This is a genomic window from Streptomyces sp. TRM68416 (assembly GCF_014596915.1).
Taxonomy (GTDB): Bacteria; Actinomycetota; Actinomycetes; order Streptomycetales; family Streptomycetaceae; genus Streptomyces.
Genome location: NZ_JACVWU010000013.1, coordinates 221374 through 245691, shown reverse-complemented (window position 1 = coordinate 245691; position 24318 = coordinate 221374). Strand labels below are relative to the sequence as shown.

The window sequence follows — 24318 nt, the reverse complement described above, 5'->3', positions numbered from 1 at the left end:
CGCCCTCAGCCTCGTGCCGGACAGGGGGTCACCGGATCGCCGGAGGGAGCGGTTTGCGCACCTCGGCCGTGCGGGGGAGGAGCGGGGGTCCCTCACTCTCACGGGGGAGGAATCAACGGCATCGGCGGGGGAGTTGTAAGGACCACGTCCGCGATCTTCAAGGAGCCCTCATGTCCGACGAACCCGCCGTCCGTGAACTGCGCCTGGTGGTCACCGCCGAGGACTACGACGCCGCGCTGCACTTCTACCGGGACGTGCTCGGCCTGCCCGAACGGGCCGCGTTCTCCTCACCCGGAGGCCGGGTCAGCATCCTGGAGGCCGGACGGGCACACTGGAACTGACCGATCCGAACCACGCCGCCTTCATCGACGACGTCGAGGTGGGGCGGCGGGTCGCCGGGCACGTCCGGGTGGCGTTCCAGGTCGACGACTCCCCCGCCACCACACGGAAGTTGGCCGACGCGGGCGCGGAGGTCGTCGCCGAGCCGACCCGCACACCGTGGAACTCCCTGAACTCCCGGCTGGAGGCACCGGGCGCCCTTCAGCTCACGCTCTTCACCGAGCTGGACGGGTAGGGCCTGTCCGGCGGATCAGGTCGCAGGAAAGCGGCGGTGACTCACCGGCATGATCAAGCCCGCCCAGCGTTAACAACGCTCGTGATCAATACACCTAGTACGCTCCCGGTGTCACCAGGCCCGTCTCGTACGCGCAGATCACCGCCTGGACCCGGTCCCGGAGGCCCAACTTGCCGAGCACGTTGCTGACGTGGGTCTTCACCGTGTGCTCGCTGACGAACAGGCTGGTGGCGATCTCCGCGTTGGACAGGCCCCGGGCGAGCAGCCGCAGGGTCTCCACCTCGCGGGCCGTCAGGACCTCCAGGCGCTGGGGCGTGACGTCGGCGGCGGCCTCCGTCCGACGGCGGTGGACGATGTCGGCGACCAGACGGCGGGTCACCGCCGGGGCGAGCAGGGAGTCCCCGGCGGCGACCACACGCACCGCGTGCACCAGGTCGTCCCGGCGCACGTCCTTGAGGAGGAAGCCGCTGGCCCCCGCGTACAGCGCCTCGTACACGTACTCGTCCAGGTCGAACGTGGTCAGCATGACCACCTTGCAGGCCGACTGGGAACACACCCGCCGGGCGGCCTCCAGGCCGTCCATCTCCGGCATACGGATGTCGAGGAGCAGCACGTCCGGCGCGTGCGCCTGCACCGCGGCCACCGCCTCGACGCCGTCGCCGGCCTCGGCGACCACCTTGATGTCCGCCTGCGCCTCCAGGATCATGCTGAAGCCGCTGCGGACCAGTTCCTGGTCGTCGGCGACGACCACGCGGATGCTCACCCGAGCGCCGCCTCCCGGTCGGCGGCCACGGGCAGCCGCACGACGACCCGGAAACCGCCGTCCGGACCGGGCCCGGCATACGCGCTCCCCCCGCAGGCGGCGGCCCGCTCCCGGATCCCGATCAGCCCGTACCCACCGAGGTTCTGCGCCCCCGGCCCGTACCCGCTCGGGCCCGCGTCTCTCCCCGTCGCCCCCTGCCCGCCGGGGCCCAGGTCGGCAGGTCCCTGCCGCAATCGGTCGCCCCCGTCGCCCGGCGGTGTCGGGCCTCTTCCGTCGTCCGTGACCGTCAGGGTCAACGCTTCCTCCGTCCAGTCGAGTTCGACCGTGGCGCCGGTAGCGTACGCGTGCTTGACGGTGTTGGTGAGGGCTTCCTGGACGACGCGGTAGGCGGCGACGCCGGTGTCGGGGGGCAGCGGGCGCGGGTGGCCGGTGGTCCGTAGGCGCACCTGGAGGCCGGTGGATTCGGTGACCTGGCGGACCAGGGCGGTCACTGCCTCCGGGCCCGGCTGGGGCAGCCGGTGCGCGGCGGAGTCCTCCTTGAGTACCCCGAGGATCCTTCTGAGCTGGGACATCGCATCGCGTCCGGTCTCCGCGATCGCGTCGAACGCGGCTTCCGCGCGCGCCGGATCACTGCGTACCACCACCGGACCGGCCTCCGCCTGCACGACCATGAGGCTCACCGCGTGGGCCAGGATGTCGTGCATGTCACGGGCGATGCGGGAGCGTTCCCGGGCGATGGCCCGCGCGGTGTCGGCGGCCCGCTCCCGCTCCAGGCGCCGGGCCCGGTCCTCCAGCGCGGCGGTGTAGGCGCGCTGCACCCGGGCGAGCACCCCGAGCCCGTAGGCGCACAGGACGCCCATCAGATGGAAGGCGTACTCGAAGGGGAGGGCGTCCTCCTTGTGCTGCATGGTCAGGGTGGTCCCGGCCAGCCAGCCCGCCAGCATCAGCCGCCGCTGCCAGGCCGGGCCGCGGGCGGCCAGCGTGTACAGGACGACCATGCCGCCGTAGCTCACGTCCGGCGGGGGCGCGTGGTAGACCGCCATGGCGGGGGTGGCCGCCGACACCACGCAGGCGGTCGTCATGGCGGCCCGCCGCCGCCACACCAGCGGCACCGCCGTGGCCGCCCCGAGCAGCCAGCCCTGCCAGGTCAGCCGGTCGTCGCCCTCGTCGGGGAAGAGCCACTGCAGGGAGACGGCGAACAGCACGAGCGCGGCGAGGGCGGTGTCGACGACGTAGGGGCTGGTGGTGCGCAGTCGTGCGACGAGCGGTGTGATCCAGGACGGCGGGGGCATCGGCGGCTCCTCGGGGCCGGGGGACGTTCCAGTATTCCGGCGGCCGGGCGGCCGGGTCCTCACCGGTGAGAGGGATATCGTCCCCTCCGGTTGTGATCGTTCCGATGCCGCGGGGCCGGAACCACGGACCGGGGCAGTGCCTCTTACGTTCGGACACACAGCGCCCACCGCGGGAGTCACGTATGCCGAGCCGCCGCCGATTCCTCACCGCGGCCGCAGCCGTGCCGGCCGTGGCCACGGGGTCCGTGGCGTGCGAGGCCGACGACGCGGCGCCGCGGCCCTCGGAGGCCCCGCGCGCCCCCGCCGTGCCGGCCGCGCAAGCGGGTGCGGACCGGCTCAACTTCGTCGTGATCCTCGCCGACGACCTCGGCTACGGCGAACTCGGCTCCTACGGCCAGCGACTCATCCGCACCCCGCGCCTGGACGCCCTCGCCGCCGAGGGCCTGCGCTTCACCGACGCCTACGCCACCGCCCCCGTCTGCGCGCCCTCGCGCTGCTCGCTGCTCACCGGACTGCACGGCGGCCACGCCACCGTGCGGGAGAACCCATGGGGACCGGGCGGCCAAGGGGCGCTCACCGAAAGGGACTTCACCTTCGCCGAGGCACTGCGGGCACTCGGCTACCGCACCGGCCTCATCGGCAAGTGGGGCTTCGGCCCCGAGCGGCCGGACCAGCCGAGCCACCCCAACTCCCGCGGCTTCGAGGAGTTCTACGGCTACCTCGGCCACCGCCACGCCCACGACTACTACCCCGCTTACCTGTGGCACAACGGCACCCGGCAGGAGATCCCCGCCAACCGCGGCGGCGCCCGCGAGGTCTACGCGCCCGATCTCATCGAGGAGCGGGCGCTGGCCTTCCTCGACGCGCACCGCGCCGAGCCGTTCCTGCTCCACCTCACCCCGACCGCGCCGCACGCCCCCAGCCAGGTCCCCGACGAGGGCGAGTACGCCGACCGCCCCTGGCCCGGCCCCGACCGGCGGCATGCCGCCCAGGTCACCTCCTTCGACACCCTCGTCGGCAAGGTCGTCGACCGGCTCACCGACCTCGGTATCGCCCACCGCACCCTCGTCCTCGTCACCAGCGACAACGGCCCGCACGAGGAGGGCGGCACCGATCCCGAACGCTTCGACGCGAGCGGCCCGTTGCGCGGCTACAAGCGCAACCTGTACGAGGGCGGCATCCGCGTGCCGCTCATCGCCTGGTCCCCGCGGCGCGTGCCGTCCGGCACCACCGACCGGCCCACCCCGCTCACCGACGTGCTGCCCACCCTCGCCGACCTGGCCGGCGCCCCCGCCCCGACGGACGTCGACGGCCTCTCGCTCGCCCCGCTGCTGCGCGGTTCCGGGCACGCGGCCCGCCACGACCACCTGTACTTCTATCGCCACCACAGCGGAGTCACCCCGCGCGCCGACGCCGTCGACCACGGCCGGGGCCGCCGCCTCGCGGAGGCGCTCAGACGCGGCGATCTGAAGGCGGTGCGGTTCGCGCCCGGCGGCGACCGGACCGCCCCTGACGACCAGTGGGACGTGGAGCTGTACGACCTCGCGCGCGACCCCGGCGAACGGCACGACCTCGCCGCCGCCCGGCCGGCCCGGACCGCCGCGCTGGTGAGGCTGATGCGTCAGTCATGGGCGCCGACGCCCCGTCCGCGCGAGCCGTTCGGCCTGACTCTCGACGTGACCGGCCGGTTCACGGTCACCGCCACCCTCGCCAACGGCTCCGCCCGCCCCTGGACCGCCCTCCGCCTCATCCTGCGGGCCCCGGGCGGCTGGCACGTCCGCGCGCTGGACCCGGTCACCGCACCCCGCCTCGCCGTGGGCGAACGGCTCACGGTCCGCTGGCAGTTCACCCCGGCCCGGGTCACCTCCGACACGACACTCGCCTGCCGGGCCACCGCCCATCACGCGGGGGAGGAAGTGACGTACACGGCCCGCACGACACCGGGCTGACTCGACCTCTCAGGGCCGCCAGCCCAGCCCTCGCGAGATCCCCCGCGCCGCGATCCGCACCGCCGGCGCCAACACCGGCACCTGCGCTCCGCGTTGCGGCACGACGACGGACACGGCCGCGACCACCCGCCCGTCCGCATCGCGCACCGGGGCGGCCACCGACAGGGCGTCCTCGGTGACCTGACGGCTGCTCACCGCGACCCCGGTGCGCCGCACTTCCGCCAGCACCCGGCGCAGCCGCGCCGGCTCGGTGATCGTGTACGGGGTGAACGAGGCCAGCGGTCCCGCGCAGTACTCCTTCTGGAAACCGGGGTCGTCGTGCGCCAGGAGCGCGAGCCCGACGCCGGTGGCGTGCAGGGGCCAGCGTGCGCCGACCCGGATGTGCACGTCGACCGCCGACCGCCCGGAAAGCCACTCGATGTACACGACCTCCGTGCCGTCGCCGACCGCCAACTGCACGTTCTCGTGCGTCGCTTCGTACAGGTCCTCCAGGTACGGCAGCGCGACCTGCCGCAGCGCGAGCCCGCGCGGGGCGAGCGCCGCGAGCTCCCACAGCCGCAGCCCGACGTGGTAGACACCGGAGTCGTCCCGCTCCAGGGCGCCCCATTGCGTCAGGGCGCCCACGAGCCGGTGCGCGGTGCTGAGGCTGAGCCCGGCCCGCCGGCTGATGTCCGTCAGGCTCAGGGCCGGGTGCTCGTGGTCGAACGCGGCGAGCACGGACAGCAGCCGGTCGGGCGCGGAGCGGGGGGTCATGGCCGGGCGTCTCCGGGGTGGGCCAGGTCGTGGGGACGCGGATACGAGGTGGGACGGTAGGGGACGTAGCGTGCCTCGCCTCCCGGATCCGCCTGCTCGGCGCGGGAGTTGAGGGCAGCGGGCGAGGTGTTCCAGCGGCCCGTGTCGAGGCGGTCCTCCAGCGCGTGCAGGGCGCCCGTCATCTCGCCCGGGCCGAAGGTGCAGTGGCCGGGGGCGTCGACATAGGCCTGGCGCAGCAGCGCGCCCGAGCCCGCCGCGCCGGCGGCCCGCCGGTAGGCGCTCTCGGCCTGGACCGGAATCAGGGCGTCTCCGGTGGTGTGGATGTTCAACTGGGGTTTGGTGAGGCGGCCGTTGAAGACGCCGGTGGCGCGCATCCACCGTACGGCCGCGGGGTCGGCGGAGATCCGCGGGGCGCGGTTGAGGGCCTTGAGGTCGGCGCGCAGGGAAGCGCCCGCCTCCTTGTACAGCTCGGTGACCTCCTTGTACAGCGGCGAGCGGTGGAGCATCGCGGTGTAGTCGACGCCGGTGTTCCAGGAGGGGTTGCCGCCCGCCCGGCTCTCGGCCTCCTGGCGCCAGCCGAAGGCGGGCAGTTGGACGAGTCCGAGGACGGCCGGGTACTGGTTGGCCTGCTGGGCGGCCCAGTCCGTCGGAGCGGGCTTGTTCTGCGCGGGGTCGTTGTGGCCGGGGATGTTGTGCAGGGCGGCGGCGAGCGCGATACGGGCGCGGCCCTCGGGCGTCCGCTGGGCGGCGGTGACGTCGTCGGCGAGCGTCCGCGCGGCGCTCTGCGCCTCGGCCTGGTCGGCGAAACCGGTCAGCGGGACGTCCGTGCCGAGCAGGGTTCTCAGCGCGAACACGGGGTCGAGCGTGCTGTTCCAGTTGGCCACCCCGCCCTGCACCAGCCCGCACATCGACAGGGAGCCGTCGAAGCGGTCGGCGTGCCGCTCGGCGAGGACGGTGGTGACCAGGCCGCCGTAGGAGGTGCCCCAGGCGAGGGTGCGCCGGGCGGCCCCGAACCGTTCGGTGAACAGGTCCAGGGTGGCCAGTTGATCGGGTACGGCGTCGGTCACGGCCCAGCCGGTGGAGGCGTAGGAGGAGCCGATGAGCGCGTACCCCTGGTCCAGCAGCTTGTCGCGGGTCGCCGAATCGGGCGCGTTCTCGGCGGGGTTGGGCCAGCCGACGGCCCGGTAGCCGTGGCTGTAGAGCAGCACGGTGCCGTTCCAGTCGGCGGGTACGTCCATCAAGTAGGACGCTCCGGAGGGGAGTTGCCCCTCCAGACGGCTCTGCGGGCGGGCGTCCGCGGCGGCCTGCGCGGGAAGCGCGGTCGCGGCGCACAGGGCTACGGCGGTCAGGGCGACGGAGGTTCTCAACGCGGGGTCCCTTCCGGGGCGAGGGTCACGATGGGGGTCCCCTCCCGCTCGAGCGAAGCCGAGGGTGGGGGAGGGGCGTGGACGGTTCCGGAGTGTTGCCGTGGGTCTCGCGCGGGGCGGTCTGCCGTCAGTCATTTGCGCAGGCTCAGTTCCCCGGCTTCTCCTCGGCGATGCGCAGCAGGAGGGCGTGCAGGGTCTCGCGCTCGTCCGCGTCGAGCGGGCCCAGCAGGTCACCCGTCACCCGACGGCTGGCCTGGTCGGTGTCGCGCAGGAAGCCGCGGCCGTCCTCGGTCAGGACGACGATCCGGCTGCGGCGGTCGTCGGGGGCGGGACGGCGCTCGGCGAAGCCCAGTTTCTCCAGGTCGTCGACCAGGCCGACGATCGCGCTCGGGTCGTAGCCGAGCCGGGCGCTCAGCTCCCGCTGGAGGGCGCCCTCGCCGGTGGCCAGGAACCGCAGCACCGCGTAGTGGCGCAGGCGCAGTCCGGATTCCTGGAGGCAGGCGTTGAACAGCTGTCCGGAGCGCAGGCCCAGCCGGTAGAGCAGATAGCCCGTGTCCGCGTGCAGCGCACGCATCCACGGTTCGTTCGCGTCGATCGCCGTCGTCTTCATGGGGTCAGTCTTTCGCAGCATGCGGCCAGGAACAACTATTGACGTCGCCAATTATTGCTCTTAGCTTCGATCTCCGGCGCATTACTTGCGTCACCCCGCATCACGCCGCACCGCACCGCATTGCTTGGCATCACCCCGCACCGCCCCGCATCTCCTGGCCTCACCCCGCATCACCCCGCATCACCTCGTGAAGGGACTCGCCCGTGCCCACCATCGATCTCACCGGCAAGGTCGCCGTCGTCACCGGCAGCGGCCGGGGCCTCGGCCTCGCCTACGCGCACGCCCTCGCCGCCCACGGCGCCCGCGTGGTCGTCAACGACGTCGACGAGGCCGTGGCCGAGCAGGCTGTGAAGTCCATCACCGAGGCGGGCGGCACGGCCGTCGCCGAGGTCGTCGCGGTCGGCACGGCCGAGGCCGCCGACCGGCTCGTGGCCCGCGCGGTCACCGAGTTCGGACGGCTGGACGTCCTGGTCACCAACGCCGGCATCCTGCGCGACAAGGTGCTGTGGAAGATGACCGACGACGACTTCGACGCCGTCGTCGCCACCCATCTGCGGGGCACCTTCACCTGCGCCCGCGCCGCCGCCGTCCGCATGCGCGAGCAGGGCGAGGGCGGCAGCCTGATCCTCGTGGGATCACCGGCCGGGCAGCGCGGCAACTTCGGGCAGACCAACTACGCCGCCGCGAAGGCGGGCATCGCCGCCATGGCCCGTACCTGGTCCATGGAGCTGGGCCGCGCGGGCATCACCGTCAACGCGATCGTGCCGGTCGCCGCGACCGCGATGACCGAGACCATCCCCGTCTTCGCCCCGTACGTCGAGGCCCTGCGCGACGGCACACCGCTGCCCGACTTCCTGCGCAAGGGCGAGGGGTTCGGCACCCCCGAGGACTGCGCGGCCCTCGTCCCCTTCCTCGCCTCCGCGGCGGCCCGCCAGGTCACCGGCCAGTGCATCGGCATCGGCGGCGACAAGGTGGCACTCTGGTCGCATCCGCAGGAGATCCGCGCCGCCTACGCCGACGGCGGCTGGACCCCCGAAACGCTGGCCGCCGCCTGGCACACCTCGGTCGGCGCCGAACCCCAGACGGTCGGCATCCCCGCGCCGAAGCTCCCGGAGGCGTGATGGACCTCGACTCCCTGACCGCCATCGACGTCCACACCCACGCGGAGGTCTCCGCCAAGGGTCACGCCTCCCTCGACGACGACCTGCACGACGCCTCCTCCGCCTACTTCAAGGTCGAGGGCAAGCGGAAGCCCACCCTTGAGGAGACGGCCGCCTACTACCGCGAGCGGAACATGGCCGCCGTGATCTTCACGGTGGACGCCGAGTCCGCCACCGGCACGCCCCCCGTCCCCAACGAGGAGGTCGCCGAGGCCGCTGCTGCCAACGCGGACGTCCTCATCCCCTTCGCCTCCGTCGACCCCTTCCGCGGCAGGGCGGGCGTGAAGCGGGCCAGGCGGCTGGTCGAGGAGTACGGGGTCAAGGGCTTCAAGTTCCACCCCAGCATCCAGGGCTTCTTCCCCAACGACCGCTCCGTGGCCTACGACCTCTACGAGGTCATCGAGGAGACCGGCACCATCGCCCTGTTCCACACCGGCCAGACCGGCATCGGCGCCGGGGTCCCGGGCGGCGGCGGCATCCGCCTGAAGTACTCCAACCCCCTCCACGTCGACGACGTCGCCGCAGACTTCCCGCATCTGAAGATCATCCTGGCGCACCCGTCCTTCCCGTGGCAGGACGAGGCCCTCGCCGTCGCCACGCACAAGCCGGGTGTCCACATCGACCTGTCCGGTTGGTCGCCGAAGTACTTCCCGCCGCAGCTCGTGCAGTACGCCAACACCCTGCTCAAGGACAAGGTCCTCTTCGGCTCCGACTTCCCCGTCCTCACCCCCGACCGCTGGCTCGCCGACTTCGCCAAGCTGTCGATCAAGGACGAGGTCCGGCCGAAGATCCTCAAGGAGAACGCCGCCCGTCTGCTCGGGCTGACGAAACCGTAAAGGGGCGTGACCATGCGCAACGAGGGACTGGGGTCGTGGCCCGCACGCCGGGCCCGCAAGACCCCGCACCGCACCGCCCTGGTCCACGGCGACACCACCGTCACCTACGCGCGGCTGTACGAGCGCACCACCCGCCTCGCCCACGCCCTGCGCGCCCGGGGCGTCCGGCGCGGCGACCGAATCGCCTACCTCGGCCCCAACCACCCCTCCTACCTGGAGACCCTGTTCGCCGCGGGCACGCTCGGCGCCGTCTTCGTCCCGCTCAACACCCGCCTCGCCGCCCCCGAGATCGACTACCAGCTCGCCGACTCCGGCGCCAAGGCCCTGGTCCACGGTCCGTCGTACGCGGGAGTCGGCGACGGGACCGGCGTGCGCATCGAGGTCGGCGCCGCGTACGAGGAGACGCTCGCGGCGGCCTCCGACGAGCCGATCGACGAGCCGGTCGTCCCCGACGACACCTGCATCATCATGTACACCTCCGGCACGACCGGCCGCCCCAAGGGTGCGATGCTCACCCACGGCAACCTCACCTGGAACGCCGTCAACGTCCTCGTCGACACCGACCTGATCGCCGACGAACGCGCCCTGGTTTCCGCCCCGTTGTTCCACACGGCGGGCCTGAACATGCTGACGCTGCCGGTGCTGCTCAAGGGCGGCACCTGCGTCCTGGTCGAGTCCTTCGACCCGGCGGCCACCTTCGACCTGGTCGAACGGCACCGGATCACCTTCATGTTCGGGGTGCCGACGATGTTCGAGCAGATCGCCCGGCATCCTCGCTGGCCCGACGCCGATCTGTCCTCCCTGCGCCTGCTGACCTGCGGCGGCTCCCCGGTCCCGACCCCGCTGATCGCCGCCTACCAGGAACGCGGCCTGACCTTCCTCCAGGGCTACGGCATGACGGAGGCGTCCCCCGGCACCCTCTTCCTGGACGCGGAACACGCGGTCACCAAGGCGGGTTCGGCGGGCGTCCCGCACTTCTTCAGCGACGTACGGGTCGTACGGCCGGACTTGGCGCCCGTCGACGTCGGCGAGACCGGCGAGATCGTGGTCCGCGGCCCGCACGTCATGTCCGGCTACTGGGGGCTGCCCGAGGAGACGGCGACCTGCTTCACAAACGGCTGGTTCCGCAGCGGGGACGCCGCCCGGGTCGACGAGGAGGGCTATGTCTTCGTCGTCGACCGCATCAAGGACATGATCATCTCGGGCGGGGAGAACATCTATCCGGCCGAGATCGAGGACCTGCTCCTCGCCCACCCGGACATCGCCGAGTGCGCGGTCATCGGCGTGCCGGACGACAAGTGGGGCGAGGTGCCGCGCGCGGTCGTCGTCCCCCGCGAGGGCGCCACGCCCGACCCCGACGAGGTCCTGGCCTCCCTCGCGGGCCGCCTCGCCAAGTACAAGATCCCGAAATCGGTGGTGATCGCGGACGAACTCCCGCGCACCGCCTCCGGAAAGCTCCTCAAGTCCCGTGTCCGCAACCGGTACGGCAACAGCTAAGGAACCCCATGAGCATCACCGTCAACGGCCTCGACGAACTGAAGAAGCTCGCGGGCACCGACCTCGGCACCAGCGAGTGGATCGAGGTCACCCAGGAGCGCATCGACACCTTCGCCGACGCCACCGGCGACCACCAGTGGATCCACGTCGACCCGCAGCGCGCCGCCGAGGGCCCGTTCGGCGCCCCCATCGCCCACGGCTACCTCACCCTCTCCCTCTTCATCCCCCTGTTCACCGAACTCCTCGACGTCCAGGGCGTCACCACGAAGGTCAACTACGGCCTGAACAAGGTGCGTTTCCCGTCCCCGGTCAAGGTCGGCTCCCGCATCCGCCTGTCCGGCCGGCTCGCCGAGGTCGAGGACGTGCCCGGCGGGGTGCAGATCACCGTCGACGGCACGATCGAGATCGAGGGCGGCGCCAAGCCGGTCGCCGTGCTGCAGAGCCTGTCGCGGTTCTACGCCTGAACCTCGCGCACCGGCGCGAGGTCGACAGGGCGCGCCGCCGCGGTCAGGCTCCCGCCACGTCGACGAAGACGGGGTTGGAGTAGAACCAGGTGTCGGCCCACGGGTCACCGTTGCCCGGCTCGTGCGGAACCGGCCCGTGCGGGTCGACCGCGGCACCCAGGTAGCCCGCGCCGTGCCGGTTGCCGTCGCTGCCGCGCAGCCGGACGTAGAACGACTCGTCCCCGGCGGTCAGCGGGATGCGCAGGGTGTACGTCCCCTTGCGGCCGCCGACGTCCTTCGTGGCGACGACCCTGGTGTCGGGCGCCCGCCAGGAGTCACGGTCGGCGGCCGCACCGCGCACCGCGCCCCGGATGACGTCCACATGGGCCAACTCGGGCAGGATTCCTTGCGGGTTGGGCCGGGAGGTGGACGTCACGGTCACGTCGAGCGTGAGCTTCTCGCCCTTGCGGACGCGCAGTCGGCCGCCCAGGGTGACCCCGCGGCCGTGGTCGCAGGCGCGCCGGAGCCGTACCTCGAGGCCGTCCAGCAGATGCCCGTGGTCCAGCCAGACCCGGCCCGCGCGCAGGCCCGCCATCACCGCGCGGTAGCCGTAGCGGGTGACGCCGACGTGGGTGCGGGAGAACTGGCCGGGCCAGAAGTCGCTGCCGGGCTGGGGGGTGTCGGTGTTCACCGGGTCGGGCAGCCGGCCGGTGTTGTCGAAGTTCTGCCCGGCCGGCCAGTCGCCGTTCTTCCAGGTGTCGAAGACGATGCGGTGCGCGTCGGAGTTGGTGGTGATCGAGAACAGCCGCCCCTCCGCCAGCATCGCGTCCCACAGGCCGCCCACCGTCGCGGTCGCCCAGTCGAAGCCGCCGTAGGTGACGTACGCGTCCGCCGGATAGCCGGGCCAGGACTGCGCCGACGGCTGGTTCTCGTACTCGCCGCGGATCGAGGCGGACCCCCGCCAGCCGGGCAGCGCCGCGCCCTGGGCGCCCGGCGCGCCCTCCATGCCGATCATGATCTCGGGGGCCGCGTCCCGCCAGTTCCGCAGCTCGTGCGGGGAGTCGATGCCCAGGCGCATCGGGTGGTTGGCGAGGACCAGGACGTCGTCGACGTACCCGGTGCGGCGCTGCTCGGCCAGCCACCGGATCGCCTTGACGGCGTGGGCCTCGTTGCGGGCGGTGTCGGCGCCGTCCGTCGAACCGTCGGTGTAGCCGAGCAGCTTGCCGTCGTAGGCGCTCTCGAACCGGGTGAGCAGGTCGACCTCGTGCGGGCCGGGCGCGGTGAAGACCGTGCAGTGCTCGGCGGCCGGGATGTACCACTCCAGCCCCTGGAAGATCAGCTGGCGCGGGTTCTCGGCACGGGCCTTGAGGATCTCCCGGTGCTCCAGACGGGCGCCGAACTCCGCGTGCCCGACGTTGGAGTGCTCGGTGAACACCATCCAGTCCAGGCCGTACTCCGCGCCCGCGGCGGCGAGTTGGGAGAACGTGTACTTGGCGTCGTGGCTGTACACGGAGTGGACGTGGTGGTCGCCGACGACGTAGGCGAGCCGCGGGTCGTCCCGGCCGGGGGAGGCGGAGGCGGGCGAGGCGGAGGCGGGGGATGCCGCCGCGCCGAGGGCGAAGGCGGCGCCGAACAGGCCCGCGCCGCGCAGGAGTCCGCGCCGGGACAGGCCCTGCGGGTCGAGCGACGCGGGGGACACGGACGGGTCGGCCCAGGCGGGCAGCTGCCGGTCGGTCACGGGTGGCCTCTTTCGTGAGGGGGTGTCAGTGGTTCATGAACGACGTGACGGGCAGCGCCCGTTCGACGATCCGGACGTCGCCGAGCCGGCCGTGGAAGACCTGGTCGATCCGCCCGGCGTACTCGTAGCCGCCGAGCAGCCAGGGCAGGCCCACCGAGGCGAGTCCGACCGCCGCCGCTTTCGGGTTGCGGACCACCGGGCAGCCCTCGACGTAGAGCGTGGTGTGCCTGCCGTCGTTGACGACCGCGAGGTGCCACCAGGTCTCCAGGGGTGTCTCCTGGCCCCAGTTGGTGGCGATGCCCTCCTGGTTCAGGGGGCGCACGGCCCACTGCGGTTCACGGTCGTTGGACAGCGACAGCGTGGCCAGCGGCTCGTCCGGGTCGTCGCCGGCCTTGCCCGCGGCACCGCCCGTGCCGGTACGGCCGAGGATGCCGGACCAGGCGTGGCGGGCGGGGTCCCAGTCGGCGGGCAGCCGGTAGAACGCCTCAACGGTGTAACCCGACCTGAAGGTGGCCGAGTTCAGCGGCGCCCCCTCGACCGTACGCAGATACGCGCCCGTCAGCGGCGACTTGCGGCCCCGGAACTCCAGGCTGCCGTGGCCCGGCTGGTCGGGGTGGTGGTCGGCGGACCAGCCCAGCGTGCCGCCGCCCACGGTGACGAGGTCCAGGTCGTTGCCGCGGCCGGACAGGTCGCGGACCGTGTCGGTCACCGCGCTCTCGAAGCGCCAGTAGGCCACCGTGCCCGGTACCAGCATCCGCGACGCGGGCCGCGCCGGACGGGCCGGCACCGGGGCGAAGCCGGAGAAGCGGTCGGCGAAGTCGATGTCGACCGTGAACCGGTCGGCGTCGCCGCTGAGTTCCATCTCCTGCCGCTCCAGCGCGTTGAGCCCCTTGGCGGCCCGGCCCAGGATCCACGGCGAGACCGTCTCGACGTCGATGACGTTCCGGTCCAGGTCGAAGCGGTAGAGCCGGATCATCGCGGCGCCGCCGAAGTAGCGGTTCTGGTAGTTCGTCAGATGCAGATGGACGTCATGTCCGGCCGCGTTCTTGCGGGTTGCGCGGGCGGCGGGCCAGTAGTGGCCGTTGAGGGTGAGGAAGATCTGGTCGTGGTCCTTGATCAGCCGGTTCCACAGCTGCTGGCCGTAGGCGGAGAGGGTGTCGTCCGCGACGACCAGCTCGTGCGTGGTGAGGATCACCGGCGTCCGCGGGTGGCGGGCGAGAACGTCCTTCGCCCACGCGTACCCCCGCTCCGACAGCCGCCAGTCCAGCGCGAGGACCAGCCACTCCCGGCCGCCCGCCCGGAACAGGTGGAAGGTGTTGTAGCCGTCGGCCGACGCGCCCCCGAACGTGGGCCTGCCCCTGAAGCGGTCCGGCCCGAAGGCCTTCAGGTACGGCGTCGCACCGCGCTGGTCGGTCGTCGACGACTTCACGTCGTGGTTGCCGGCCAGCACGCTGTAGCCGACGCCCCGCCGGTCCAGCAGCCCGAACGCCTCGCTGACCGCGGAGACTTCGGCCTCGGCCCCGTTCTGGGTGAGGTCGCCCAGGTGGGACAGGAAGACGATGTTCTCCTCCCTGCCCTGCTCCAGCAGGTAGCGCAGCGAGGCCTCGACGGGGGCCTTGTCGATGCTCGGCCCGTCGAAGAGGTACTGCGTGTCCGGCATGACGGCGAGCGTGAACCGTCGGCTGTCCGGGTCCGGCCGCCGACGGCCGTCCGGGGCCGCCTCTGCCGCCTCTGCCGCCTCGGCCGCCGTCGGCAGCGCGAGGCCCGCGGTGGCGGCGGCGCCGAGCAGCGCGGTGGCCCGCAGGAAGTTGCGGCGCCCGGCGCCGGCCTGGGCATGCTCGGACCCGTGTTCGGGCGAAGTGCACACGTGTGCTCCGTAGGAGGGTGAGGACCGGGGGACTCAGAGGGCGCGCAGCGTCCAGCTCCAGCGGTGGACGCCCGGCGGGATGAGGTACGGGGCCGAGGTGTCCGGCCCGCACGAGGCGGTGCCGAGCCCTCGGTGGGCCGCGTCGAGGTGCACCACGCACCCCGGGAGCGGGACCAGTTCGTCGTGGTGCGCGGCCGCGGCGAGGTCCTCGGCGCGGTACCGGGTCACCGAGACCTGCCGGGGCTCGTCCAGGTGTACGGCGAGCCCGGTGGCGTCCGGCGCCGACAGCGTGAAGTGCCGTACACCGTGCCGGCCGCCGCTCTCCTGCGGGCGCAGGTACGGGGTGAACAGTTCGTCCACGGGCAGGCGATGGTGGCCGACCGGCGCCCCCGCGCTGCGGTCCGGGTACGACTCCCAGGGGCCCTGCCCGAACCACTCCAGCAGGTCGAGCCCCGGCACCGTCTCGAACACGGAGCCGATCCGGGCCACGTCGTGGAACCGCTCGGGCAGCTCGGTCGACTCCTCGACCAGGAGGGCGCCCTCGACCGGGGTGAACACCTGCGTGTGACGCACCACGCCGCCGCTGCCGGCGTACTCGGCGCGCACGGTCACGCTTCCGCCGCTCCGCCGCACGTCGTCGACCTTGCGGACGAGCGAGTCCAGTCCCCAGGCGCGCCAGTGCGCGGCGATGCCGCCCAGCTCGTCGTTGTCGGTGGGCGCCCGCCACAGGGAGAGGGCGGGGGCGGCCGTGAGCAGGGGGTGGACGAGGAGCCCCTCGTCGTCGACCTCGACCGAGGCGCCAGGACCGGCGGCGGCACTGGCACCGGCACTGGCACTGGCACCGGCACCAGCACCGGCGGCGGCACTGGCATCAGCACCGGCAGCGGCCCTGGCTCCGGCTCTGGCTCCGGCTCCGGCTCCGGAGAAACGATCCTCCAAAGCCACCGGCCCCCGCAGCCGCAACTGCGGCGCGCACACCTCCGTGCCGCGCGGCGCCCACGGCTCGTCGTCCCGCGTGGTCACCCGCAGCGTCACCCAGGCCTCACCGCCGTCGTCCGGCAGCTCGAAGGGCAGCGGCACCGTCGCCGTCTCGCCGGGCCGCAGATCCGGCAGCTCGGCCGGGGCGGTGAGCGTCCGCCCGTCGGCGAGCGCCAGCTCCCAGCGGGCGGCGAGCCAGTCAAGGCCCCGGAAGCACTGATGGTTCTCGACCACCAGCCCCTCGTGCCGGTAACACTGCAACAGCACCGGCGCCGCGATCTCCCGGTGTTCGTACATCACCGGCTTGGGCGTGCGGTCCGGGAAGACGATCCCGTCGGCGATGAACGCGCCGTCATGGATCGCCTCGCCGAAGTCGCCGCCGTACGCCCATCGGTATCCGGGCGCGGTGACACCGTTGTCGTACAGCCCGGAGCCCCCACGCCCGACCGGTCTTCCATCGTTCACGCGTTGCAGGATTCCGTGGTCCCAGAACTCCCAGATGAACCCGCCCTGAAGCCCCGGCGTGGACTCGATGGCCGCCCAGGTGTCGGCCAGGGTGCCGTTGCTGTTGCCCATGGCGTGCGAGTACTCGCACTGGATCAGGGGCCGTGTCTGCTCGCCGGAGAGCGCGTGCGCGACACAGTCCTCGATCGGCGCGTACATCGGGCAGGCGAGGTCGGAGGCGTCGTCCGTCGCCGCCCAGTCCAGCTTGGCCGCCCCCTCGTACTGCACCGGCCGCGTCGGATCGTGCCGGCGCAGCCAGCCCGCCGCCGCGTCGTGGTTGGCTCCGTAGTCGGACTCGTTGCCCAGCGACCAGATGATCACCGACGGGTGGTTCTTGTCCCGCAGCACCATCCGCGACACCCGGCCCACGAAGGCGTTCAGATAGCGCGGGTCGTCGGCGATCTCGTGGGCGTGGTCGTGCGACTCGATGTCCGCCTCGTCGACCACGTAGAAGCCGAGTTCGTCCGCGAGGTCGTACAGCGCGGGGTCGTTGGGGTAGTGCGCGGTGCGGATCGCGTTGAAGCCGAAGCGCTTGAGCAGCACCAGGTCGGCGCGCAGGTCGTCGTAGGAGACCGTCCGCCCGGTGAGCGGGTGGAAGTCGTGCCGGTTCACGCCCCGGATGTAGATCCGCTCACCGTTGACCAGCAGGTCCCGGCCGACGATCTCGACGTCACGGAAGCCGATGCGGTGGTACGAGGTGTCGGCGACCGTTCCGTCGGCGCGGTGCAGCCGGACGGCGAGGCCGTACAGCTCAGGCGTCTCGGCCGTCCACCGGCGCACCTCGGGGACGGCGGCCACGATCCGCGCCTCGCCGAGGAAGGCGGAGACGCGCTCCTCCTCGGCGTTGAGCCGGTCGAAGTCGGCGTCCTGCGCGAGGGGCCGGCCGTCCAGGTGCCCTGTGACATACCACCCGGCCGACAGGTCACCGCGCACCTGGCAGTCCACGCGCAGCTCGCCGTCCGCGCGGGCCCGTACCGTGACGTCCGCCAGATACAGCGGGTCGGTCGCGTACAACAGCACCGACCGGGTGATGCCGCCGTGCCACCACTGGTCCTGGTCCTCGATGTGCGAGGCGTCGGACCACTTCACGACGGTCAGCCGCACGGTCGCCGTGGAGCCGGGCCGCACCAGGGACGTCAGATCGAACTCGGCCGCGAGATGGGAGTCCTTGGAGATCCCGGCAGGCCGCCCGTCCACCTCCACCAGCAGCACGCTCTCGGCCGCACCGACCTGGAGCACGATCCGCCGCCCCGCCCACGCGACGGGCACCTCCACCTCGCGCTCGTACACCCCCGTCGGGTTCGCCTCGGGCACGTGGGGCGGGACCTCGGCGAACGGCATCCGCACGTTGGTGTACTGCGGAAGGTCACCGGAGTCCTGGAGGGTCCAGGCGCCCGGCACGTACGCCGAGGACCAGCCGTCCCCGACGGGCGTGTCCGGCGACGGCAGCAACTGGAACCGCCACGTGTCGTCGAGCCGCAGCGCACCGGCCCGCCGGTCCACGGAGTTCATCGGGAGCCGCCGCCAGGAGGTCAGCTCGGGCGCCTCCCAGGGGCGCAGCGCCAGCAGGGGATTCATCCGCGCACGGCCCCCTTGGCGAGGTCGCCGATGATCTGCCGGGCGCCGATCGCGAAGACGACCAGCAGCGGGACCAGGGCGAGCAGGGCGCCGGTCATGACGATGCCGTAGTCGGTGGTGCCGTGGGTGCCGTTGAGCTGGGAGAGCGCGACCTGCAGGGTCACGTTGTCCGGGTTGGTGAGGGCGATCAGGGGCCAGGCGTAGTCGTTCCACTGGCCCATGAAGGTGAAGATGCCGAGGAAGGCCAGGCCCGGGCGGACCACGGGGAGTGCCACGTGCCAGTACTGGCGCAGGAAGTTCGCGCCGTCCAGCCGGGAGGCGTCGAGGAGTTCGTCGTGGATGGCGCTGCGCATGTACTGGCGCATCCAGAAGATGCCGAACGCGTTGGCCGCCGCCGGCACGATCAGCGCGGTCATCGAACCGATCCAGCCGATCCTCGCCATGATGACGAACTGCGGGATGGCCGCCAGCTGCGCAGGCACCATGAAGATCATCATGAGCAGCGCGAACAGCAGCTTCCGGCCCGGGAACCGGAACTTGGCGAAGACGAACGCGGCCAGCGAGTCGAAGAACAGGACCAGGAAGGTCACCGCCGTCGCGACCAGCAGCGAGTTCGCCATCGAGCCGAAGAAGTCGACGGCGTCGAACAGGCCGCGGACGTTCTCCAGGAAGTGCGTGCCCGGCAGCAGCTTCGGCGGGTAGGAGAAGATCTCCGACGTGGAGTGCGTCGACATGATCACGGCCCAGTAGAACGGGAAGGCCGAGAGCAGGGTGCCGGCGATCAGCCCGGCGTGCAGCGCGATCCCTCTGCGGCGGGACCCCTTGACGGATGCTCTCTTGACGGTTGCCATGATGCGCGGCCTTCCTAGTCTTCGCCCCGGCGCCGCACCAGGCGCCAGTTGACGATCGAGAAGAGGACGACGACCAGGAAGATGCCCCACGCCACCGCGGCGCCGTACCCGAAGTCGTTGTTGTCGAAGGTCTGCTGGAAGAAGTAGAGGACCATCGTCTGGCCCGCGTGGCCCGGACCGCCCGCGAACGTCGAGTCGTTGGCGGTGGTCTGCAGCAGCACCTGCGGCTCGGAGAAGCTCTGCAGGCCGGTGACCGTGGAGACGACGAGCACGAACAGCAGCGTCGGCCGCAGCAGCGGCAGCGTGATCCGGAAGAAGGTCTGCACGGGACCGGCGCCGTCCATCCGCGCCGCCTCGTACAGGTCGCTCGGGACGGTCTGGAGTCCGGCGAGGAAGATGATCGCGTTGTAGCCGGTCCACTGCCAGGTCATCAGGGAGGCGATGGCGACCTTGATGCCCCAGGGCGTGTTCAGCCAGGCCACCTGGTCGATGCCCACCGCCTGGAGCACGGCGTTCACCAGGCCGAAGTTGGTGGAGAAGATCGAGCCGAAGACGATGGCGAGCGCCACCACCGAGGTGATGTTCGGCAGGAAGTAGGCGACGCGGTACACGCTCTTGAAGCGGACCGCAGAGTTGAGCATCACGGCCGTCACCATGGCCAGGAAGATCATGGGGAAGGTGGCCAGCGCCCAGATGACGACCGTGTTCCCGATCGCGTTCCAGAAGTCGGTGTCGCTGAGCAGGTACTGGTACTGCGACAGGCCCGCCCACTCCATCGAGCCGAGGCCGTCCCAGCGGTGGAGGGACAGGTAGAGCGAGAAGCCGACCGGGATCAGCCCGAAGCAGAGGAAGAGCAGGTAGAACGGGGAGATCGCGGCGTAGAGGTGCCAGTACTTGCGCAGGGCCGACTTCGGGCGGACGGGCGTGGCCGGGGCCACGGTGGGCGGGGTCTGTTCGAGGACGGCCATCAGTAGCTCACCCCCAGGTGCTTCGCGATGCGCCGGCACTTGCTCATGGCGTCACTCCAGGCCTTCTCGGGGTCCTTGCCGAGGACACCGACGTTCTTGATCTCGTCCTTGACGGGCTGCCCGAGTGCGATGTCGTACGGGCTGTTGTAGGCGACGGCGATCTTCTGCGCGGCCGGTCCGAAGACGTCGGTGGTGACCTGGCCGCCGAAGAAGGGGTCGGGTTCCCGGAGTTGCCGCATGCCGTACGAGGCAGGTGTGGAGGGGAAGAGGCCCGCGTCGAGGTAACCCTGGGCCTGGTTGGCCGCGTTGAGGATCCAGGTGATGATCTCGAAGGCCCGCTCGGGCTCCCGGCACGCCCGGGTGATCGACAGGAACGAGCCGCCGTTGTTGGCGGGCCGCACGGGCATGTCGGCAACCCGCCAGCGGCCCTCGGTCTTCGGCACGCCGTTCTTGATGTCGAAGGTGGCCCAGGAGGCGCCGAGTTGGCTGGGCAGCCTGCCGCTCTCGATCGCCGACAGCTGGTCGGGGGTGCCGCTGACCAGGTTGGAGACGATCCCGCGCCGCTTGGCCTCGACCGCCAGCGCCCAGGCGTCGCGCACGTGCTGCCGGTCGCCGATGAAGTGGCGGTCCCTGTCGACGTACCGCTCGCTGCCCTGGTTCACCGCGTTCTCGAAGACGGAGGTGATGTCGGTGAGCAGGTCGGTGCCCGGGAGCCGCTTCTTCAGCCGCTCACCGGCGGCGAAGAACTTCTCCCAGGTGTTCAACTCGGCGGAGACGTCGGCGGGTTCGTAGGGCAGTCCGGCCTTGCGGAACACGTCGTACTGGTAGAGGTGCGCGACCGGCCCGCAGTCGATCGGGAAGCCGATCATCGAGCCGTCGTCCGCGATGCCCTGGTCCCACTTCCATTCCAGGTACTGGCTCTTGAACTTCTCCGCGCCCAGCGTGCGCAGGTCGACGAACTGGTCCGCGTTGGGCAGGTAGGACGCCATGTCCTCGCCCTTGAGCCCGGCGATGTCGGGGATGTGGGCGTTGCCGGCCATCGTGGTGATCAGCTTGGAGCGGTAGTAGCCGCCGATCTGGACGGCCCTGAGCTCCACGGCGCTGTCGTAGCGCGCCTTGGCGTTCTTGACGACCGTGTCGCTCAGGCCGCCGCTCCAGTACCAGAGCACCATGTTCCGGCCGGTGGAGCCGGTCGGTACGGCGCAGCCGGACGCCAGTCCGCCGAGCGCCGTGGCGGCCGTACCGGCCAGGCCCGCGCGCAGCAGGCCTCTTCGTGAGAGCCGCACAGCTCCCACCGCCTTTCGGGTTCGTTCCATTCGGAGGGGGTCAGTGGTGCGGTGCGGGGGGAGTGACCGGCGCGTGCCGGACCGGGGGTCCCGGGTCCGCGGGGAGCCGGTCGGCCAGGAAGCCGTACGCGCGCCGGAGTTCGGGGTCGGTGAGCGAGCGCCACCACCGGTCGACGCCGTACCAGCCGGGCGCCGCGAGCGCGCCGCCGTGCTGCTGTACGGACAGACCGGCGGCCAGCGCCGCGAAGCGCAGCCGCTCGGCCAGCGGCCAGCCGCCGAGACAGGCGGTGACGAAGCTCGCGCCGAAGACGTCTCCGGCGCCGGTCGCGTCGAGGACATCGACGTCGAGGGCCGGGACCTCCGCGTACTCGCCGGTGGTCTGGTCGACGGCGATCGCTCCGTCGCCGCCGCGGGTGACCACGACGACCGGCACCAGCTCGGCGAGCGCGCGCAGGGCCGCGGCCGCGCTGTCGGTGCGGGTGTAGGCGGTCGCCTCGGTCTCGTTGGGGAGGAAGGCGTGGCACAGGGAGAGCTGGTCGAGCAGGTCGGACGACCACCGCTGGGTGGGGTCCCAGCCGACGTCGGCGTAGATCAGCGTGCCGTTCGCGGCGGCCTTGCCGATCCACTCGCGCGGCTCGGCCTCGATGTGGACGAGCGCCGTGCGCGCCTCGGGCGGGTCGCCCATCAGCGCGTCCTGCGAGTACGGGGGCTCCTGGCCGTGGGTGACCAGGGCCCGGTCGTCGCCGTAGGCCAGCGAGACGGTGACCGGGGTGGGCCGGCCGGCCGCGGTGCGGGAGAGCGAGAGGTCGATGTGCTCCTGGCCGGCGAGGACCTCGCGGCAGTGGGCGCCGTAGAAGTCGTCGCCGAAGACCGTGGCCAGGGAGGTCCGCAGGCCGAAGCGGGACGCGGCCACCGCGAGGTTCGCGATGCCGCCGGGGCCGCTGCCCATCCCGGAGGTCCAGATCTCCTCACCCGGCGTCGGCGGCTTCCCGAGCCCCGTCAGGACGAGGTCGTAGAAGAGCAGCCCGGTCAGCAGCACGTCGGGCCGGTCGTCGTCCAAGGCAGCGCCCTCTCGTCAGAACCGTTCGATTTCGGTGCACGGAATCGTGCGCCGCTCTGCGAGATTGGTCAATAGTCGAGCAGAAGTGAGCATAGATTTGATTGAGAATGACGAGTAGTGTTCACGCCGTGCTGGCAGAACGACGACACCAACTCATCCTGCGGGCCCTGCGCTCGGGCGGCCCCGCGGCTGTGACCGACCTCTCCGAGCAGCTCGGCGTGAGCCCCGCCACCATCCGGCGCGACCTGGTCAAGCTGGAGGAGGACGGACTGCTCACCCGGGTGCACGGCGGCGCGGTCGTGGACGAGGGCGACCAGCCCTTCGCCGAGGTCGCCGAGATCAGAGTCGCCGAGAAGGACGCGATAGCGGCCCGCGCGGCGGCCATGGTCGCCGACGGCCAGTCGGTGCTCCTCGACATCGGCACCACCGCCTACCGGCTGGCCCGGCAGCTGCACGGCCGCCGCCTCACCGTGATCACCAGCAACCTGGTGGTCTACGAGGAACTCGCCGACGACGAGGGCATCGAACTGGTCCTGCTCGGCGGCATGGTCCGCCGCGAGTACCGCTCCCTGGTCGGCTTCCTCACCGAGGACAACCTGCGCCAGCTGCACGCCGACTGGCTCTTCCTCGGCACCAGCGGGGTGCGCCCCGGCGGGCAGGTGATGGACACGACCGTCGTCGAGGTCCCGGTCAAGCGCGCCATGATCGCGGCGAGCGACCAGGTCGTCCTGCTCGCCGACGCGGCGAAGTTCCCGGGGACGGGTATGGCGAAGGTGTGCGGTCCGCAGGACCTGGACGTGGTGGTGACGAACGCTCCCGTGGACGCGGCGACCCGCTCCTCCCTGGAGGAGGCCGGCGTCGACGTCGTCGTGGCAGGAAAGGCGCAGGCATGAAGCTGACGATTCTGGGCGGCGGCGGATTCCGCGTGCCCCTCGTGTACGGGGCGCTGCTGGGGGACCACGGCGAGGGCCGGGTGACCGAGGTCGTCCTGCACGACCTGGATCCGCGCCGGCTCTCCGCGGTCACCCGCGTGCTCGCCGAACAGGCCGTCCAGGTCTTCGACGCCCCCCGGGTCAAGGCCACCACCGACCTCGACGAGGCCCTGCGCGGCGCCGACTTCGTCTTCTCCGCGATCCGTGTCGGCGGCCTGGAGGGGCGCGCCAACGACGAGCGGGTGGCGCTCGCCGAGGGCGTCCTCGGCCAGGAGACGGTGGGCGCCGGCGGCATCGCCTACGGACTGCGGACCGTCCCCGTCGCCGTCGAGATCGCCCGGCGCGTGGCCCGCCTCGCCCCCGACGCCTGGGTCATCAACTTCACCAACCCCGCCGGCCTGGTCACCGAGGCCATGTCCCGCCACCTCGGCAACCGGGTCATCGGCATCTGCGACTCACCGGTCGGCCTCGGCCGCCGTATCGCCCGGGTGCTCGGCGCGAACCCGACGGAGGCCTGGATCGACTACGTCGGCCTCAACCACCTCGGCTGGGTCCGCGGCCTGCGCGTCGCCGGCCGCGACGAACTCCCGCGGCTGCTCGCCGACCCCGCACTGCTCGGCTCCTTCGAGGAGGGCAGGCTGTTCGGCACCGACTGGCTCCAGTCCCTCGGCGCGATCCCGAACGAGTACCTGCACTACTACTACTTCAACCGCGAGGCCGTCCGCGCCTACCAGGAGGCCGAGCAGACCCGCGGCGCCTTCCTCCGCGACCAGCAGGCCCGCTTCTACGAGGAGACCGGCAACCCGGACCGCTCCGCACTGACCGCCTGGGACCGCACCCGCGCCGAGCGCGAGGCGACGTACATGGCCGAGAACCGGGAGACCGCGGGCGCCGGCGAACGCGAGGCCGACGACCTCTCCGGCGGCTACGAGAAGGTCGCCCTCGCGCTGATGCGGGCCATCGCCCGGGACGAGCGCACCACGCTGATCCTCAACGTGCGCAACCGCGGCACGCTCTCCGTCCTCGACGCCGACGCCGTCATCGAGGTCCCCTGCCTCGTCGACGCCAACGGCGCGCACCCCGTCGCCGTCGACCCGCTCCCCGACCACGCCACCGGGCTCGTCTGCTCGGTCAAGGCCGTCGAGCGCGAGGTCCTGGCCGCGGCCGAGTCCGGTTCCCGGACCACCGCCGTGAAGGCCTTCGCCCTGCATCCGCTGGTCGACTCCGTGAACGTCGCCCGCAGGCTGGTGGAGGGCTACACCGAGGTCCACCCCGGCCTGGCGTACCTTAAGTAAGCTCATCGCGGTAAGCG

General features: G+C 72.0%; 19 protein-coding genes and 1 pseudogene. 8 read left to right on the top strand and 12 right to left on the bottom strand.

The window, feature by feature from the left end:
* Positions 1 to 170 precede the first annotated feature (170 nt).
* Positions 171 to 574: pseudogene (locus tag ICC28_RS22115) on the top strand (VOC family protein).
* Between the two features lie 94 nt (positions 575 to 668).
* Here ICC28_RS22115 and ICC28_RS22110 read toward each other — a convergent pair.
* Together ICC28_RS22110 and ICC28_RS22105 are read right to left on the bottom strand one after the other, a co-directional pair.
* Complete coding sequence (locus ICC28_RS22110; RefSeq protein ID WP_188290394.1) at positions 669 to 1337, bottom strand: response regulator; 669 nt, start codon at positions 1335 to 1337, stop codon at positions 669 to 671.
* Positions 1334 to 2629 (bottom strand): sensor histidine kinase, encoded by a 1296-nt coding sequence (locus tag ICC28_RS22105; protein ID WP_188290393.1) that lies wholly within the window; start codon positions 2627 to 2629, stop codon positions 1334 to 1336. The genes ICC28_RS22110 and ICC28_RS22105 overlap by 4 nt, the downstream gene beginning before the upstream one ends.
* Before the next feature lie 182 nt (positions 2630 to 2811).
* Between ICC28_RS22105 and ICC28_RS22100 the strand changes: the two genes are divergently transcribed.
* A complete protein-coding gene (locus ICC28_RS22100) occupies positions 2812 to 4578 on the top strand; it encodes a sulfatase-like hydrolase/transferase (protein ID WP_188290392.1) in 1767 nt (588 codons plus the stop codon).
* Positions 4579 to 4587: 9 nt separating this feature from the next.
* On the opposite strand, the gene ICC28_RS22095 is transcribed toward ICC28_RS22100, so the two are convergent.
* From ICC28_RS22095 to ICC28_RS22085, 3 genes are all read right to left on the bottom strand, one after another.
* The gene (locus tag ICC28_RS22095; protein WP_188290391.1) at positions 4588 to 5331 is read right to left on the bottom strand and encodes an IclR family transcriptional regulator; all 744 of its coding nucleotides are present in this window, start codon (positions 5329 to 5331) and stop codon (positions 4588 to 4590) included.
* Positions 5328 to 6698: an alpha/beta hydrolase family protein gene (locus ICC28_RS22090; protein WP_223189230.1), complete on the bottom strand. Its 1371-nt coding sequence runs from the start codon at positions 6696 to 6698 to the stop codon at positions 5328 to 5330. Before ICC28_RS22090 ends, ICC28_RS22095 begins: the two co-directional genes overlap by 4 nt.
* Positions 6699 to 6843: 145 nt before the next feature.
* Positions 6844 to 7308 (bottom strand): MarR family winged helix-turn-helix transcriptional regulator, encoded by a 465-nt coding sequence (locus ICC28_RS22085; RefSeq protein ID WP_223189229.1) that lies wholly within the window; start codon positions 7306 to 7308, stop codon positions 6844 to 6846.
* A 203-nt stretch (positions 7309 to 7511) separates the two neighbouring features.
* On the opposite strand from ICC28_RS22085, the gene ICC28_RS22080 reads away from it, so the two are divergent.
* Genes ICC28_RS22080 through ICC28_RS22065 form a run of 4 tightly spaced genes read left to right on the top strand, consistent with a single transcriptional unit; the run spans position 7512 to position 11265 of the window.
* A complete protein-coding gene (locus ICC28_RS22080) occupies positions 7512 to 8429 on the top strand; it encodes an SDR family NAD(P)-dependent oxidoreductase (RefSeq protein ID WP_317454060.1) in 918 nt (305 codons plus the stop codon).
* On the top strand, positions 8429 to 9304 hold the full coding sequence (locus tag ICC28_RS22075; RefSeq protein WP_188290389.1) for an amidohydrolase family protein: 876 nt from the start codon (positions 8429 to 8431) through the stop codon (positions 9302 to 9304). Before ICC28_RS22080 ends, ICC28_RS22075 begins: the two co-directional genes overlap by 1 nt.
* Positions 9305 to 9316: 12 nt before the next feature.
* Entirely contained in the window at positions 9317 to 10801 is a 1485-nt protein-coding gene (menE, locus tag ICC28_RS22070; protein ID WP_188290388.1) for an o-succinylbenzoate--CoA ligase, read from the top strand.
* Positions 10802 to 10809: 8 nt separating this feature from the next.
* Complete coding sequence (locus tag ICC28_RS22065; RefSeq protein WP_188290387.1) at positions 10810 to 11265, top strand: MaoC family dehydratase; 456 nt, start codon at positions 10810 to 10812, stop codon at positions 11263 to 11265.
* A 43-nt stretch (positions 11266 to 11308) separates the two neighbouring features.
* Here ICC28_RS22065 and ICC28_RS22060 read toward each other — a convergent pair whose 3' ends face one another.
* Genes ICC28_RS22060 through ICC28_RS22030 form a run of 7 tightly spaced genes read right to left on the bottom strand, consistent with a single transcriptional unit; the run spans position 11309 to position 22074 of the window.
* The gene (locus ICC28_RS22060; protein WP_188290386.1) at positions 11309 to 12982 is read right to left on the bottom strand and encodes a PHP domain-containing protein; all 1674 of its coding nucleotides are present in this window, start codon (positions 12980 to 12982) and stop codon (positions 11309 to 11311) included.
* A gap of 25 nt (positions 12983 to 13007) precedes the next feature.
* A complete protein-coding gene (locus ICC28_RS22055) occupies positions 13008 to 14849 on the bottom strand; it encodes a LamG-like jellyroll fold domain-containing protein (protein ID WP_188290385.1) in 1842 nt (613 codons plus the stop codon).
* Between the two features lie 33 nt (positions 14850 to 14882).
* Positions 14883 to 17909 carry a glycoside hydrolase family 2 TIM barrel-domain containing protein gene (locus ICC28_RS22050; protein WP_188290384.1) on the bottom strand — a complete coding sequence of 1009 codons (3027 nt, stop codon included), beginning with the start codon at positions 17907 to 17909 and terminating at the stop codon, positions 14883 to 14885.
* Positions 17906 to 18760, bottom strand: a complete 855-nt coding sequence (locus ICC28_RS22045; protein ID WP_188290383.1) for a carbohydrate ABC transporter permease — start codon at positions 18758 to 18760, stop codon at positions 17906 to 17908. The genes ICC28_RS22050 and ICC28_RS22045 overlap by 4 nt, the downstream gene beginning before the upstream one ends.
* Positions 18761 to 18774: 14 nt before the next feature.
* A complete protein-coding gene (locus ICC28_RS22040; RefSeq protein ID WP_188290382.1) occupies positions 18775 to 19728 on the bottom strand; it encodes a carbohydrate ABC transporter permease in 954 nt (317 codons plus the stop codon).
* Positions 19728 to 21014: an ABC transporter substrate-binding protein gene (locus ICC28_RS22035; RefSeq protein ID WP_188290381.1), complete on the bottom strand. Its 1287-nt coding sequence runs from the start codon at positions 21012 to 21014 to the stop codon at positions 19728 to 19730. Before ICC28_RS22035 ends, ICC28_RS22040 begins: the two co-directional genes overlap by 1 nt.
* 40 nt (positions 21015 to 21054) lie before the next feature.
* Positions 21055 to 22074, bottom strand: a complete 1020-nt coding sequence (locus ICC28_RS22030; RefSeq protein WP_188290380.1) for a carbohydrate kinase family protein — start codon at positions 22072 to 22074, stop codon at positions 21055 to 21057.
* Positions 22075 to 22202: 128 nt separating this feature from the next.
* Between ICC28_RS22030 and ICC28_RS22025 the strand changes: the two genes are divergently transcribed.
* Together ICC28_RS22025 and ICC28_RS22020 are read left to right on the top strand one after the other, a co-directional pair.
* Positions 22203 to 22967 carry a DeoR/GlpR family DNA-binding transcription regulator gene (locus ICC28_RS22025; RefSeq protein WP_188290411.1) on the top strand — a complete coding sequence of 255 codons (765 nt, stop codon included), beginning with the start codon at positions 22203 to 22205 and terminating at the stop codon, positions 22965 to 22967.
* Complete coding sequence (locus ICC28_RS22020) at positions 22964 to 24301, top strand: 6-phospho-beta-glucosidase (protein ID WP_188290379.1); 1338 nt, start codon at positions 22964 to 22966, stop codon at positions 24299 to 24301. The genes ICC28_RS22025 and ICC28_RS22020 overlap by 4 nt, the downstream gene beginning before the upstream one ends.
* Positions 24302 to 24318 lie beyond the last annotated feature (17 nt).